The following is a 12,958-nucleotide window of genomic DNA, read 5'->3' on the forward strand; positions in this document are numbered from 1 at the left end:
ATATTAATCATTATTACTCAAACGCTCTCTTCAACAAACTCTCTACTTTCGGCTCGCTTCCTCTGAAGCTTTTGTATAATTCCATCGGATCTTTTGTACCACCCGAGGAAAGCAGAATTTTATATTTTGCTGCAATTTCAGGGTTGAAAATTCCGTTTTCTTTAAAATACTGAAAAGCGTCGGCATCCAAAACTTCTGCCCATTTGTAAGAATAATATCCGGCTGAATATCCGCCCTGGAAAATATGCGAGAAACTCGGGCTCATCGCCGTTTCAGGATTTGCCGGATAAAGCTGAGTCGCTTTCGTATACTCGTCCTCAAATTCTTTTACAGTTCTGCCGATCAGTTCTTCGACTTTCGTATGATAATTCATATCAAGCAAACCAAAACCAATTTGTCTCAGGGTTTGATAGCCTTCCATGAAATTTTTTGACTGAGCAATTTTTTCAATTTTTTCGTCCGGTAAAACTTCTCCCGTTTTATAATGTTTGGCAAAAGTTTTTAGGAATTCAGGTTCGTAGCAGAAATTTTCAAGGAATTGTGATGGTAATTCCACAAAATCCCATTTTACAGACGTTCCGGAAAGAGTAGGATATTGTGTATTGGCCAGCATTCCGTGGAGTGCGTGCCCAAATTCATGAAATAAAGTGGTCACTTCCTGAAAGGTCAATAAGCTCGGTGTATCTTTCGTTGGTTTGGTGAAATTACAAACGATTGAAATGTGCGGGCGTGAATTTTCTCCGCCTTTCTGGTACTGACTTTTATAGCTTGTCATCCATGCGCCGGCTCTTTTGCCTTTTCTTGGAAAATAATCTACATAAAGTAAAGCTTTGAATTTTTTTTCAGGATGGGTAGTTGCATCTTCCGACTTCACGCTTCCTTCCTCAAAAACTTCATATACTTTCACGTCTTCATGGTACTTGGGTATATCATTTCTCTCCTCAAAACTTAATCCGAAGAGTTGACCGGCCAATCCAAAAACAGCATCCTGAACCTGATTTAATGGAAAATAAGGTTTTAATTCTTCATCATTAAGGTCAAATTTAGCTTTACGAAGTTTTTCAGCATAGAAAGCATGATCGTAAGCATGCATTTCTTGAATTCCATCAGCCTTTGCCAAAGATTTCAGCTCTTCGATCTCTTTATCAGCATAAGGTTTTGCTTTGGTTAAAAGTTCGTTCAGAAAATCAATGACTTTGGTTGGCGATTTTGCCATTCTTTCTTCCAAAACATATTCTGCATAGTTTTTATAACCTAATAATTCCGCTTTTTGTTGTTTTAAACTAAGAAGATCTTTAATAAGATTCTGATTATCAAATTTTCCACCATCAAAAGATTTTTTACCATTCGCCAGTGCGATTTCTTTTCTCAGCTCACGATTTTCGGCATACGTCATGAACGGAACATAGCTGGGATATTGCAAAGTAACGACCCAACCATCAAGATTTCTTTCTTTTGCTTCTTCAGCATATTGTTCCATAATAGCTTCAGGAATTCCTGTCAGATCTTCTTTATGCGTGATATGTTTAAAATAATTATTCGTTGAAGCCAGTACATTTTGCCCGAACTTAAGGGACTTCAGAGATAAATCCATACTTATTTTCTTCAGTTTTTCTTTATCTTCTTCATTCAATAAAGCACCGCTTCTTACAAATCCTTTATACGTTTCATTCAGCAGCATTTGTTGTTCTTCGTTCAGTTGATATTTGTCTTTTTCGTCGTAAACTTTTTTAATCTTTTTAAATAAAGCTTCGTTTTGAGAAATTTTTGATGAATATTCTGTTAGAATCGGTGAAACTTCCTGAGCGATTTGCTGTAATTCATCACTTGTTTCTGCAGAATTCAAATTAAAAAATATATTGGAAACTACATCCAGTCCCTCACCGGAATAAGCCAACGCTTCAATCACATTTTCAAATGTAGGCTCTTCAGGATTGTTTACAATCGTATTGATTTCTTCTTCGGATTTTTGAATAAGTTCTTTAAAAGCCGGAAGGTAATCTTCATTTTCTATTTGATTGAAAGGGGCTGAATGATATGGTGTATTAAATTTTTCTGTTAAAATGTTCATTTTTTTAATTCTTTTAATTATTGTAAATGTACTAAATCATCGTGATTTTCCAGGATCAATGCTCAAAAATAATGCCCGGTCAAAAAGGTGTGACAAAATGGTTTAATTGTATAAATCTTGTCATATGTAAAGTTGAGATCGCTGAATATTTCTTAATTTTATTTTTAAACTTTAATTATAAAATTAGATCATGCTATGAAAACATTTCTAAAAATTATCGGAGTAATTTTTCTTCTTATTGTTGTGTACGCTGTAATTGCGATGGCGGCTTTTGGTAAAGTTTATCGTTATGAAAAATCAATGGTGATGAATGCGCCGGCCGAAAAAGTATGGCAACAGATAAGCTCTATGAAAGCTTTTAATCAATGGAATCCATGGATGAAACTCGATCCTTCCATGAAAATTGCTTATACCGGAAACTCAGGTGAAGTAGGAGACAAATATTGCTGGGACAGCAGTAACGATAATGCCGGAGCGGGTTGCCAGGAAATTAAAGAATTGGTTCTAAACAAAAGGCAAAAAACAGAAATGATTTTTAAAAGACCGTTTGATGGGCAGGCAACTTCTGAAATTATACTCTCCCCGGAAGGTAATGCAACAAAAGTAACCTGGACTATGGAAACCGAGCAGGATCCCATGATGAAAATAATGCGGCCTTTCATGGATTACCAGATGGGAAAATCGTATGAAGAAGGTCTTAACAACCTGAAAAATTTAGTTGAAAAATAAAATATATTATTGCACGGAGCTTTAATTTTTTGCAGATAAATACAAATTATTTAAAAAATATTATCTTTATATAAAAGATCTGATGCATGGAGAAGATAGTATTTGAGAAAAATAACATAAGAGATTATGTAAAAACCGTGATTGCCGAAAAGATTGAAAGGCTTAAAAATTTTATCGAATTTACCCTTGAGGCGAGCCGTGATATAAAAAAGACCCCGAAATATGACAGTATGCGCGAAGAAATGCAGGAGGAAATTTACCAGATGCAGCGCCAGCTGAGTGCTTTGAATGATCTTAAAAGAAACATGGCTAAAGTTCTTAATAATTCAACGGAAAGAGTACAGCTTGGTTCTTTAGTAATTACCAATAAAGCCAGGTTTTACATTTCGGTCTCATTAGGAGAATTCTTTTTTGAAGGTGATAGGTTTTATGCTATTTCCGCAGAAAGCCCGATGGCTAAAAAGATGATGGGGATGAAACCGGGCGATGAATTTACATTGAATAAAATTCATCAGAAGATTATAGAGGTCTTGTAGAAATAAAGTAAATGATAGGCATCTGGCTTCAAGTTTTTATCCTATTTATTAAAGTTCCATCATCACGCTTCATGCTTCCAGCTTTTTCGTAATTTTGTTGTTATGAATAAATCAGAAATTTTAAAACAAATCATAGAGCAGAGAAGAAGTATTTTCCCAAAAGATTATACAGACACAGAAATTTCTCAGGAAATTATTGATGAAATTTTACATTCAGCGACTTTAGCTCCCAACCATAAGCGTACGAAGCCTTGGCGTTTCAAAATGTTTAAAGGGGAAGAAAAAGCAAAACTGGCTGTAGAAATGCAGGAGATCTATAAATCTACTCAGCCTGGACACTTGTTTTTAGAGAAAAAATACAACGATATTGCTTTTAAAATCAATAAGGCTGATGTTGTTGTTTCTATTGTTGTTAACTTCAGTGGTATGGTTCCTGAATGGGAAGAAATTGCGGCTGTTTCAATGGCTGTTCAGAATATGTATTTAACTTGTACAGCCAACGAAATTGGCTGTTACTGGAGTTCTCCTAAACTTGTAGATCATTTGAAAAAATCTCTTACCATAGAAGAAAATCAGAAATGTCTTGGCCTTTTTTATATGGGTAATTTGGAATAAAAAATATTTATAATAATTTGATTTTAATTAAAAAAAATAAAGCATATTTTTCATTTTGATTAATCTTATTTTTTATCGATTTTGATTTAAAGAAAAAAAACGAATCTGCCTCGTAATGAGATAGATTCGTTTTTTTGGCGGTTGAAAATAATTATGTAATTTCAAATAATTAAAAACAAATTTTATGAAAAAAAAATTACTAATTCTTAAAACTGTATCTATTGTTCTCGTTGGTATTTTCAATGCTCCGCTCAAGAGCCAGTGCTTAAATCCGGCAAATGTGTATTCCTTTAACTATAACGGAAAAACCTATCAGGTTGTTAAAGAGAATAAGAACTGGACTGACGCTGCGGCTTGCGCAGTGGAAAAAGGCGGATTTCTGGCCGAAATTAATGATCAGAACGAGCAAAATGCAGTCTTTTCAGGAGTTCAGAATGCGGGAATTGTTAATAGTAACACTATGGCACCGGATGGAGGAGGTGCGTCTTATGTATGGTTAGGAGGAAATGATATGGCAGTCGAAGGAACATGGATCTGGGATGGAAATAATGATGCTACAGGATCACAGTTTTGGCAAGGTGACTATACAGGAAATCCGGTCGGAGGGCTTTATAACAACTGGGGGGATGAACCCGACAACTTTAATTCTTTCCAGCATGCTTTAGGGCTTGCTCTTACTGATTGGCCTTTTGGGGTGGCAGGACAATGGAACGATATCTATCAGAACAACACTTTGTATTATGTTATTGAGTATAATACCTTATTAGGAACTCACGAGCCGTCAGATCCTGCTGAAAATCTTATCATATATCCCAATCCTGTTACGGATTTTCTTGCTATCGACAACAAAAAAAATATCAAAGAAATTTTGGTAACAGATGCTTCTGGAAAAAGAATTAAATCAATTTCAGGCAGTCGTTTATCCGATAAGATAGATTGCAGGGATTTGCTTGCCGGAGTTTACTACCTACAGATACATTATCAGGATAAAACCTCATCATTATATAGAGTAATGAAAAAATAATCTTTAAAATTATTCTACTCAAATATATTAGATTTTAAAATTTTGTTTATCTTTGCACTCTTAAAATATTTAACTGGGACGAGTTCCCTTAAAATTCAAACATTATGTCAGTAAAAATCAGATTACAAAGACACGGTAAAAAAGGAAAACCTTTCTTCCACATCGTGGTTGCAGATTCCAGAGCTAGAAGAGATGGTAAATTCATCGAAAAGTTAGGAACTTACAACCCAATTACTAACCCTGCAACAATCGATTTAAATGTTGATTCTGCTGTAAAGTGGTTAAACAACGGTGCTCAGCCAACTGATACGGCAAGAGCTATTCTTTCTTACAAAGGTGCTCTTTACAAAAAACACTTACAAGGTGGTGTTGCTAAAGGTGCTTTTGATGAAGCTGAAGCAGAAAAAAGATTCAATGCTTGGGTAGAAGCTAAAGAAGCTAAAGTACAAGGTAAAGTTGAAGGCTTATCTAAAGCTCAGTCTGATGCTAAAAAAGCTGCTTTAGAAGCTGAAGCTAAAGTAAACGAAGCAAGAATCGCTGCTGCTGCACAAGCTGAAGCGGATGCTAAAGCTGCTGAAGAAGCTGCAAATGCACCTGCTGAAGAAACGACAGAAGGAGAAGCTGCTGCTGAATCTACAGAAGAAAACACTGAAGCGTAAAAAAGCTCTGTATGCGTAAAGAAGATTGCTATTTATTAGGAAAAATCACACGCAGACACGGACTTGCGGGAAATGTAATCCTTAAACTGGACACCGACCAACCCGAGCTTTACAATAAACTGGAATCAATATTCGTTGAAATCAACGGATTATTGGTTCCTTTTTTTATTGCCAAAACAACAAGGAGCAAAACTGATGCTCTCAATATTTTATTTAAAAATTCTACGGAAGCCCTTGTAGATCAGTCTTTAGGTAAAAATGTTTATTTACCGCTGTCTACATTGCCAAAACTTTCAGGGAAGCAATTCTATTATCACGAGGTAATCGGCTTTACGGTTTTTGATCAGGAAAATAACAATTGTGGAATTATAGAATCTGTTAATGATCAGACTGCTCAAAACTACTTCGTTACCAATTTCGGAGGAAAAGAAATTGTAATTCCTATTATAAAAGACTGGATTCTTGAAGTAAACAGAGATGAGAAATTCATTAAAACTGAACTTCCGGAAGGTCTTATTGATGTCTTTCTAGTTTCTTCTAAGAAAGACGAATAATTCTAATTTTGAAAAAAAAGGCAAATAAGCTGTTAAAACATATCCGCCTTTTTATAATTTCAAATTTTTTCTATATTACTTATTACTCATAAAACTGCGGGTAATAAAAATTCCTGTACCATTTTATCAACCTGTAAATGAGCATAAGGTTTGTTGTAAGCTTTGGCTGTAATAACCATCACGACAGGGATTCCGGTGAAAATAATAATTTTGTTTCCGCCATTTCCGCTGGATTGATACGATTCAAAACTTTTATTCCCGATTTTATATACTTTTCTCCAGAACAGATATCCATACCCTTCAAAGTCTTTGTTACCGGTAAAATAATTGGTAAAGGATTTTTTGATCCAGTTTTTATCTAAAACCTGCCTGCCGTTCCACATTCCTTTATTTTGGTAAAGTTGCCCGAATTTTGCGAAATCCAATGCGCTCATTTTCAGTCCGCCGGCCAAAGAAGGTTTTTGCTGAGGGGTAAATTGCCATTGGTAATTTGTGATTCCTAAAGGATGAAAAAGCTTTTTCTGAGCATAATTTTCTAAGCCTTTCGGAACAGCTTTGTCCAGAATATCACCTGTGAGAACCACTCCGGCCGTGAAATAACTCCATGTTTTTCCGATTTTGTTTTCACTCATGGGTAAGTTGAGTACGAATGTTACCCAATTGTCTGTAGGATACATATTTTCTTCATTTCCAGGAGATTCTTCATCCTGATCATTTCCAGCAAATCCTGAGCTCATAGTCAGCAAACTTTTAATGGTGACACTGTCCTTTTTAGAAGAATAGTTCTTGAACTTTTTTGTGTCATACAATTCTTGCAGGCGCAGATTTTCATTTTTCAGGTAACCTTCTTTGATGGCAATTCCCATCAATGCGGAAGAAAATGATTTTCCAACGGAACGAGTGTCGTTTAAACTGTCTCTCTGATAGCCGTTAAAATATTCTTCCAACAACAGTTTTTCTTTTTTGATGACAACAATCCCTGTAATCTCACGGAATCTGTTTTCTGCGATTTTCCGATTTAAATCCTTGATTTTTTTCTGGTTAAACTTCTCTTCGGAAACCTTCCATCCGCTGTCGGGCATTATTTTTTGGATGGCAATCCTGTCTTCTGAAATATTTTTTTGAGGAACAATTAACTGAATTTCACCTGTTGCAATCACATCTCCAACTTTCAAAGCTGAAGTTTTCAGGTAAGGTTTAATTTCAATTTTCAATACATGGTTTCCTGCTTCGAGGGCATCAATTCCGCCATGGGCAAGATAAAATCTCATCCACAAATATCTTCCCCAGGAATCTTCATTTGCTGTACTTAAAAATGGAATTCTGAAACTTGTTTTAACCTTCTTGCTATCTGTAGTTCCGGCGCCGGTATTCAGATTTTCGGTGTAAATTAGTTTTCCGTCAACAATAAAATTAAATTGATAATTTCCTCTTCTAAGTAATTCGTCAGCGGTTAAGGAAGAATCGAGCTGATGTAAATAATTGACCAAAGAATTATCCAGAAAGATACGGATGTCAAAATTTTTGTCTTCCTGAAAAGTCATCGTCTTGGAAAAATCAGATTCTTTCAGGTTCTCCAAAGGAACAGCTTTGTCTAAAAAGACAATTTTATGTAAATAATTTTTCTGAACAGAGTTTTCTATCTTTTCAGGCTCAACAATGTTTTGAGCTGAAGAAAGTCCTGAAATAAATGTCAGAACGAATAAAAGGATTGTTTTCATTTTAAATTTTATCTGAACAAAAGTAGGCATCCCTTTCTCGAAAAAATAGAATGGAATTAACGTTTTGCGGTTTTCTGAAGATTATATCGTTTACGCTCGTCAAGGTTCTGAGTCTTGACAAGGATAAGACTGAAAAAGAGCTGTAATACATTGGTGTGATCCGGGGAAGAAAATTTCATTTCAAAATTTTCCTGTATTTCAAAGGAGTAATCCCTATATTTTCTTTAAAACAGCGAATAAAATGAATTTGGTCAGAAAACCCGCATTCCAACGCAACTTCTGATAAGGATTCAAAATCATTTAAAATACTCAAGGATTTTTCAATCTTTAGCTTCCTTATGTATTCCCCTAAATTACACTGGAAATATTTATGAAAATCCCTGCTTAAATGCATTGGGTGAATATCGAGCGTCTGAGAAAGGTCCGCTAAACTCAGCTTTTCTGTAAAATTTTCATGCAGAATTTCTTCAATGTGCTTCACCCAGGCCGGTTTCTTCTGCAGATTATCCTTTTGATTGGATAACTGACTGAAAATTGTTAATAACAATTGATTGATTGTCATTTCAAAAGACTTATCATTTAATTTTGTTTCCTTGAAGATCTGGTAAGTCAATAACTTCAAATCCGGATTTTTGATATTAAAACTTCCTTCAACTTTATCCTTTGAAAGCTGAAAATTTTCAAACCATTTTTCTGTAATTTCCACATGAAATCCTCTGGTAAAAACATCCGGTTTTATATTGTAATGCGCATCTTCCCAATGATGATACAGCAGTGTTCCGGCGGAACAATCGTAAATTTCTTTTTTGTTTCCCTCTTTCATATTTCCCTGAAGCAGAAAGGTGAAATAGGGATTTTCATGATAATGCCAATCGACGAAAGGATGCGTATATTCTGTATCTGTAATCGTCAGCCCGTCGAAATGTAAGGTTTTATTGGTCTGTCCGAAAAATTCACCGTGTCGAAGGTTTTTCATGTTATCGTTTTTGTTTTAAATTTTCAATCTTTTCATACATCCTGTTAAAGAATATTTTCCTGTCCTTGTTGCCGGAAGTATTTAGGGATTTTGAATTTTTAATCTGATGGTCAAAATAATTTTTTGTTTCATCACATGTTTTGATATCATTAATTAAAATATATCCAAACATATTCGTCGGAATAGCAAAAAGCGATTGCTGAGGATGATGGAAAAAGATGTCATTGGAAAGATGCATCAGCTCATTTTCGTACAGATGAAATCTCGGATTGCTTTCCGTTTTCTGTTCGATATATTCTATTAGCTCCTTTAATTCTTGCAGGATAATCTGTGCTTCATTATTTTTTAGAAGATCAGTTTCATGATAATAAACAATTTGCTGCAGAATGCTGGAAATGGTCATGTCGTTCCATAGTTCTACAACCTTCTGTTCTTCGTACTTTTTCCTTAATTCTTTCGTATTCATTTCAAAATTTGGAGCAGAAAACTGTAAAAAAGGAATGAAGACCTGTTTTGCATTGAGAAGATTCATCCAGACATAAATTTTAAAACGAGAAAGCATTGTATCTGAAAGTGTATAAAAAAACGGAATATCTTTCGCTGAATAATAAACTGTCATTTCATCGCTGAGCGGAAGGTTTTCAAAAACACTAAGATTATTTTTAAAAAAAGATTCCAAATCCTCGGTTTGGGCCACAGCCGAAGTTCTTCTCATAACAATCTGATGATCGGAGGTCTGAAATTGATCTAAGGAAATCTGAAAATATTTTGCCAGTTCAATAGCTTCTTCAAAATTGAATTTTGCTTTCTGTGAAGTTCTACGGTGAGCTGCATCATAGCTTATATTAAGAATATTCGAAATTTCGTCATTAAGAGATTTATTACCTATTTTCCGTCTGATTTCCTTTAATAAAAGTTCCTGATACATATTTTTGCGATTTTCACAAATTTAGAAATTTATTTTAATTTTTTTTCGCATTTATTTTTATACCATCTGCAAATAATTTTGAATCATCAATTTTTAAATAATGAATTATGAAAATACGGATTTTATTAATAATGAGCATTTTAATAATTAATTTTATTAAAGCACAGGATGATACTTTGAAGATACAAAACACAAAATTAATCGCTTTAACTCCTTTAAATAAAAAAACAGATAAAGTAAATGGTTTGACTTTTGGGTTAGGTTTTGATTCAAAATACATTGTTAAAAAGCAAGATACCGAACTACTTCAAAAAGTAAATGGCTTAAATATAGAGGTTAACCCGTTAGGTATTTTATTTTGGATGTTGTACGATCCGGAAAAAGATCAGGATACAGAATTTATAAAGATTAACGGACTTAATATTTCAGCTGCAGGCTATTTAAAAGGCATCAGTCATAATGGACTCACCCTTTCTCTTTATAATTACGGGCATACAATGAATGGCATTTCAGGAACTTTTTTTACTACTTATATAGAAACAGGAAACGGTTTTTTTGTCTCAACTTTAGGTGTTCATTCCAAAAAATTGAATGGTGTGAGTATTTCGATTTTTAATAATGCAGAAATAATGCGGGGGATACAAATTGGAGGATATAATTCTAACAAGGATGGAAAAGGCATGCAGATAGGTCTTATCAATAAGTCTGAAAAATTGAAAGGGCTGCAAATCGGCTTGTGGAATAAAAATGGAAAAAGAAGTTTACCAATTATTAATTTTTAAACCATGAAAACTATACCCTATATTTTAATTGCTATAAGATTTATTCTTGCTCCAATTATCATTTTATTAGCTTATTTCAAAGGAGAAGAGTATGGATTTTTTATTTTAAGTTTAATGTATTTCGGTTTATTAACTGATATTTTCGATGGAATCATCGCCCGGAAAGTTGGAGTCTCTTCTGAAAAATTAAGAAGACTGGATAGTCAGACCGATTTGATTTTCTGGCTTTCACTTGGTTTTGCAGCTTATATTCTGAATCCTGACTTGATTAAAAATGAATGGAAAGGAATTCTTTTAATCCTTGCCATGGAGACACTGTGTTACATTGTCAGTATTCTGAAATTTAAGAAAGAAACATGTACACATGCTTTTTTATCGAAAATGTGGGGATTGAGTCTGCTGATCGCTTTCACGTATCTTATCGGCTTTCAGCAGGCAGGATGGGCTTTTTATTTCATGGTTGCTTTAGGATTTGTAGCTCATATCGATGTGATAATGATTATTTTAATTCTTCCGGAATGGCAATATGATGTCCCAAGCTCCTATCATGCCTGGAAAATAAAAAAAGGTAAAAAAAGAAAGAAAAGCATTTTTTTTAACTGATTTCACTTATGAAATATAGATTTGGTTAAATGATTTTTAAAAAGACAGTGTAATCATCAAGTTGCGCTGTTTTTTTGTAACTTTGCACTCATTAATTTTTACACAAAAATTTTAATCAACAAATGAAAAAGCAGACCATTAAGGAAATCCTGGAGGATTACAAGAAAGTATTACATCATGACATTACGGTTTACGGTTGGGTAAGAACATTCCGTGCAAATCGCTTTATTGCGCTTAATGATGGTTCTACGATCAATAATTTGCAAATTGTTGTTGATTTTGAAAATTTCGATGAAGAAATTATCAGTAAAATCAGTACCGCAGCTTCCGTGAAAATTGTCGGTGAAGTAGTGGAAAGCCAGGGAGCAGGCCAGGCCGTGGAAATTTTAGCTAAGAAAATTACAGTTTTAGGGGATAACTTTACAGAAGAAAGAGATAAAACAATCCTTCAACCTAAAAAACATTCTCTGGAAACTTTAAGAGATCAGGCGCATTTGAGATTCAGAACAAATCTTTTTGGTGCGGTTTTCAGAGTACGTCATGCGGTAAGTTTTGCCATTCATTCATTCTTTAACCAGAATCAGTTCTTTTACATCAATACACCGGTTATTACAGGTGCCGATGCAGAAGGAGCAGGGGAAATGTTTGGGGTTACCAATTTCGATTTAAACAATATTCCAAGAGATGAGCAGGGAGATATCGATTTTTCCCAGGATTTTTTCGGTAAAAAAACGAATTTAACGGTTTCCGGGCAGCTTGAAGGTGAAACGGCAGCGATGGGATTGGGAAGAATTTATACTTTTGGACCTACTTTCCGTGCAGAAAATTCAAATACGACAAGACACCTTGCGGAATTCTGGATGATCGAACCTGAAGTGGCTTTCAACAATCTTGAAGACAATATCGATCTTGCTGAAGATTTCTTAAAATATGTTATTCAGTATGTACTAGATCATTGTAAAGATGATCTTGACTTCTTAGACAAACGTTTTGCGGAAGAGCAAAAGTCTAAACCTGAAAAAGAAAGAGCAAAAGAAGGGTTGATTGAAAAACTTGAAAATGTTGTTGCTAAACGTTTCAAAAGAGTTTCTTACACAGAAGCTATTGAAATTTTATTAAATTCAAAAGAAAATAAAAAAGGAAAGTTTCAGTATCCTGTTGAAAACTGGGGAACAGATCTTCAGTCGGAACACGAAAGATACCTGGTTGAAAAGCATTTTGAAAGTCCTGTAGTACTATTTGATTATCCAAAAGAGATCAAAGCGTTCTACATGAAACTGAATGATGATGGTAAAACTGTTGCTGCAATGGATGTTCTTTTCCCGGGAATCGGTGAAATCATCGGTGGTTCTGAAAGAGAAGCCAGACTGGATGTACTGAAGCAGAAAATGGCAGATATGCACGTTGATGAGCATGAGCTTTGGTGGTATATGGATACCAGAAAATTCGGTTCCGTACCGCATGCCGGTTTCGGATTAGGATTAGAAAGACTGGTTCTTTTCGTAACGGGAATGACGAATATCAGAGACGTAATTCCTTTTCCTAGGACACCGAAAAATGCGGAATTCTAAAATATTTATCTTTAAAAATATCGAATCCTTCTAAACAAAATAGAAGGATTTTTTTATTAACTGTGATATTTATAATCACGGTAAATTAAATTTATAATAAATAAAAAGCCCTGAAAATCATGCTTCAGGGCTTTTGTGTTTATTTTTAAATAGCTTATTATGTTGTGTTAAATGCAAAAATCGTGCTAA

14 protein-coding genes are annotated in these 12,958 nt (G+C 34.5%); 9 read left to right on the forward strand and 5 right to left on the reverse strand.

The window, feature by feature from the left end:
- Window positions 1-13 precede the first annotated feature (13 nt).
- Window positions 14-2,071 (reverse strand): M3 family metallopeptidase, encoded by a 2,058-nt coding sequence (locus BLR30_RS02310; RefSeq protein ID WP_089854072.1) that lies wholly within the window; start codon window positions 2,069-2,071, stop codon window positions 14-16.
- A 195-nt stretch (window positions 2,072-2,266) separates the two neighbouring features.
- Between BLR30_RS02310 and BLR30_RS02315 the strand changes: the two genes are divergently transcribed.
- The 6 genes from BLR30_RS02315 (at window position 2,267) to rimM (ending at window position 6,188) form a co-directional block, all read left to right on the forward strand.
- On the forward strand, window positions 2,267-2,800 hold the full coding sequence (locus BLR30_RS02315; protein ID WP_228400682.1) for an SRPBCC family protein: 534 nt from the start codon (window positions 2,267-2,269) through the stop codon (window positions 2,798-2,800).
- 86 nt (window positions 2,801-2,886) lie between these two features.
- Window positions 2,887-3,336, forward strand: a complete 450-nt coding sequence (locus tag BLR30_RS02320) for a GreA/GreB family elongation factor (RefSeq protein WP_089854075.1) — start codon at window positions 2,887-2,889, stop codon at window positions 3,334-3,336.
- Window positions 3,337-3,438: 102 nt separating this feature from the next.
- Window positions 3,439-3,951, forward strand: a complete 513-nt coding sequence (locus BLR30_RS02325; RefSeq protein ID WP_089854079.1) for a nitroreductase family protein — start codon at window positions 3,439-3,441, stop codon at window positions 3,949-3,951.
- Between the two features lie 184 nt (window positions 3,952-4,135).
- Complete coding sequence (locus BLR30_RS02330) at window positions 4,136-4,975, forward strand: T9SS type A sorting domain-containing protein (protein WP_089854082.1); 840 nt, start codon at window positions 4,136-4,138, stop codon at window positions 4,973-4,975.
- A 104-nt stretch (window positions 4,976-5,079) separates the two neighbouring features.
- Window positions 5,080-5,634, forward strand: a complete 555-nt coding sequence (locus tag BLR30_RS02335) for a 30S ribosomal protein S16 (protein WP_089854086.1) — start codon at window positions 5,080-5,082, stop codon at window positions 5,632-5,634.
- 11 nt (window positions 5,635-5,645) lie between these two features.
- Window positions 5,646-6,188, forward strand: coding sequence for a ribosome maturation factor RimM (gene rimM / locus BLR30_RS02340; protein ID WP_089854089.1), 543 nt, complete (start codon window positions 5,646-5,648; stop codon window positions 6,186-6,188).
- Between the two features lie 86 nt (window positions 6,189-6,274).
- On the opposite strand, the gene BLR30_RS02345 is transcribed toward rimM, so the two are convergent.
- From BLR30_RS02345 to BLR30_RS02355, 4 genes are read right to left on the reverse strand one after another with little or no spacing between them, the layout of a single operon-like run.
- On the reverse strand, window positions 6,275-7,909 hold the full coding sequence (locus BLR30_RS02345) for a serine hydrolase domain-containing protein (protein ID WP_089854633.1): 1,635 nt from the start codon (window positions 7,907-7,909) through the stop codon (window positions 6,275-6,277).
- 56 nt (window positions 7,910-7,965) lie between these two features.
- Window positions 7,966-8,088 carry a hypothetical protein gene (locus BLR30_RS17970; protein ID WP_262484099.1) on the reverse strand — a complete coding sequence of 41 codons (123 nt, stop codon included), beginning with the start codon at window positions 8,086-8,088 and terminating at the stop codon, window positions 7,966-7,968.
- The gene (locus BLR30_RS02350; RefSeq protein WP_089854092.1) at window positions 8,085-8,885 is read right to left on the reverse strand and encodes a helix-turn-helix domain-containing protein; all 801 of its coding nucleotides are present in this window, start codon (window positions 8,883-8,885) and stop codon (window positions 8,085-8,087) included. Before BLR30_RS02350 ends, BLR30_RS17970 begins: the two co-directional genes overlap by 4 nt.
- A gap of 1 nt (window position 8,886) precedes the next feature.
- Complete coding sequence (locus BLR30_RS02355; RefSeq protein ID WP_089854094.1) at window positions 8,887-9,813, reverse strand: helix-turn-helix domain-containing protein; 927 nt, start codon at window positions 9,811-9,813, stop codon at window positions 8,887-8,889.
- A gap of 107 nt (window positions 9,814-9,920) precedes the next feature.
- Between BLR30_RS02355 and BLR30_RS02360 the strand changes: the two genes are divergently transcribed.
- From BLR30_RS02360 to asnS, 3 genes are all read left to right on the forward strand, one after another.
- The gene (locus BLR30_RS02360) at window positions 9,921-10,595 is read left to right on the forward strand and encodes an LA_2272 family surface repeat-containing protein (protein ID WP_139164572.1); all 675 of its coding nucleotides are present in this window, start codon (window positions 9,921-9,923) and stop codon (window positions 10,593-10,595) included.
- A 3-nt stretch (window positions 10,596-10,598) separates the two neighbouring features.
- The gene (locus BLR30_RS02365) at window positions 10,599-11,198 is read left to right on the forward strand and encodes a CDP-alcohol phosphatidyltransferase family protein (RefSeq protein ID WP_089854099.1); all 600 of its coding nucleotides are present in this window, start codon (window positions 10,599-10,601) and stop codon (window positions 11,196-11,198) included.
- A 122-nt stretch (window positions 11,199-11,320) separates the two neighbouring features.
- Window positions 11,321-12,769 carry an asparagine--tRNA ligase gene (gene asnS, locus BLR30_RS02370; RefSeq protein ID WP_089854102.1) on the forward strand — a complete coding sequence of 483 codons (1,449 nt, stop codon included), beginning with the start codon at window positions 11,321-11,323 and terminating at the stop codon, window positions 12,767-12,769.
- Window positions 12,770-12,958 lie beyond the last annotated feature (189 nt).

It is taken from the genome of Chryseobacterium taeanense, assembly GCF_900099685.1.
In the GTDB taxonomy this organism is placed as follows: domain Bacteria; phylum Bacteroidota; class Bacteroidia; order Flavobacteriales; family Weeksellaceae; genus Chryseobacterium; species Chryseobacterium taeanense.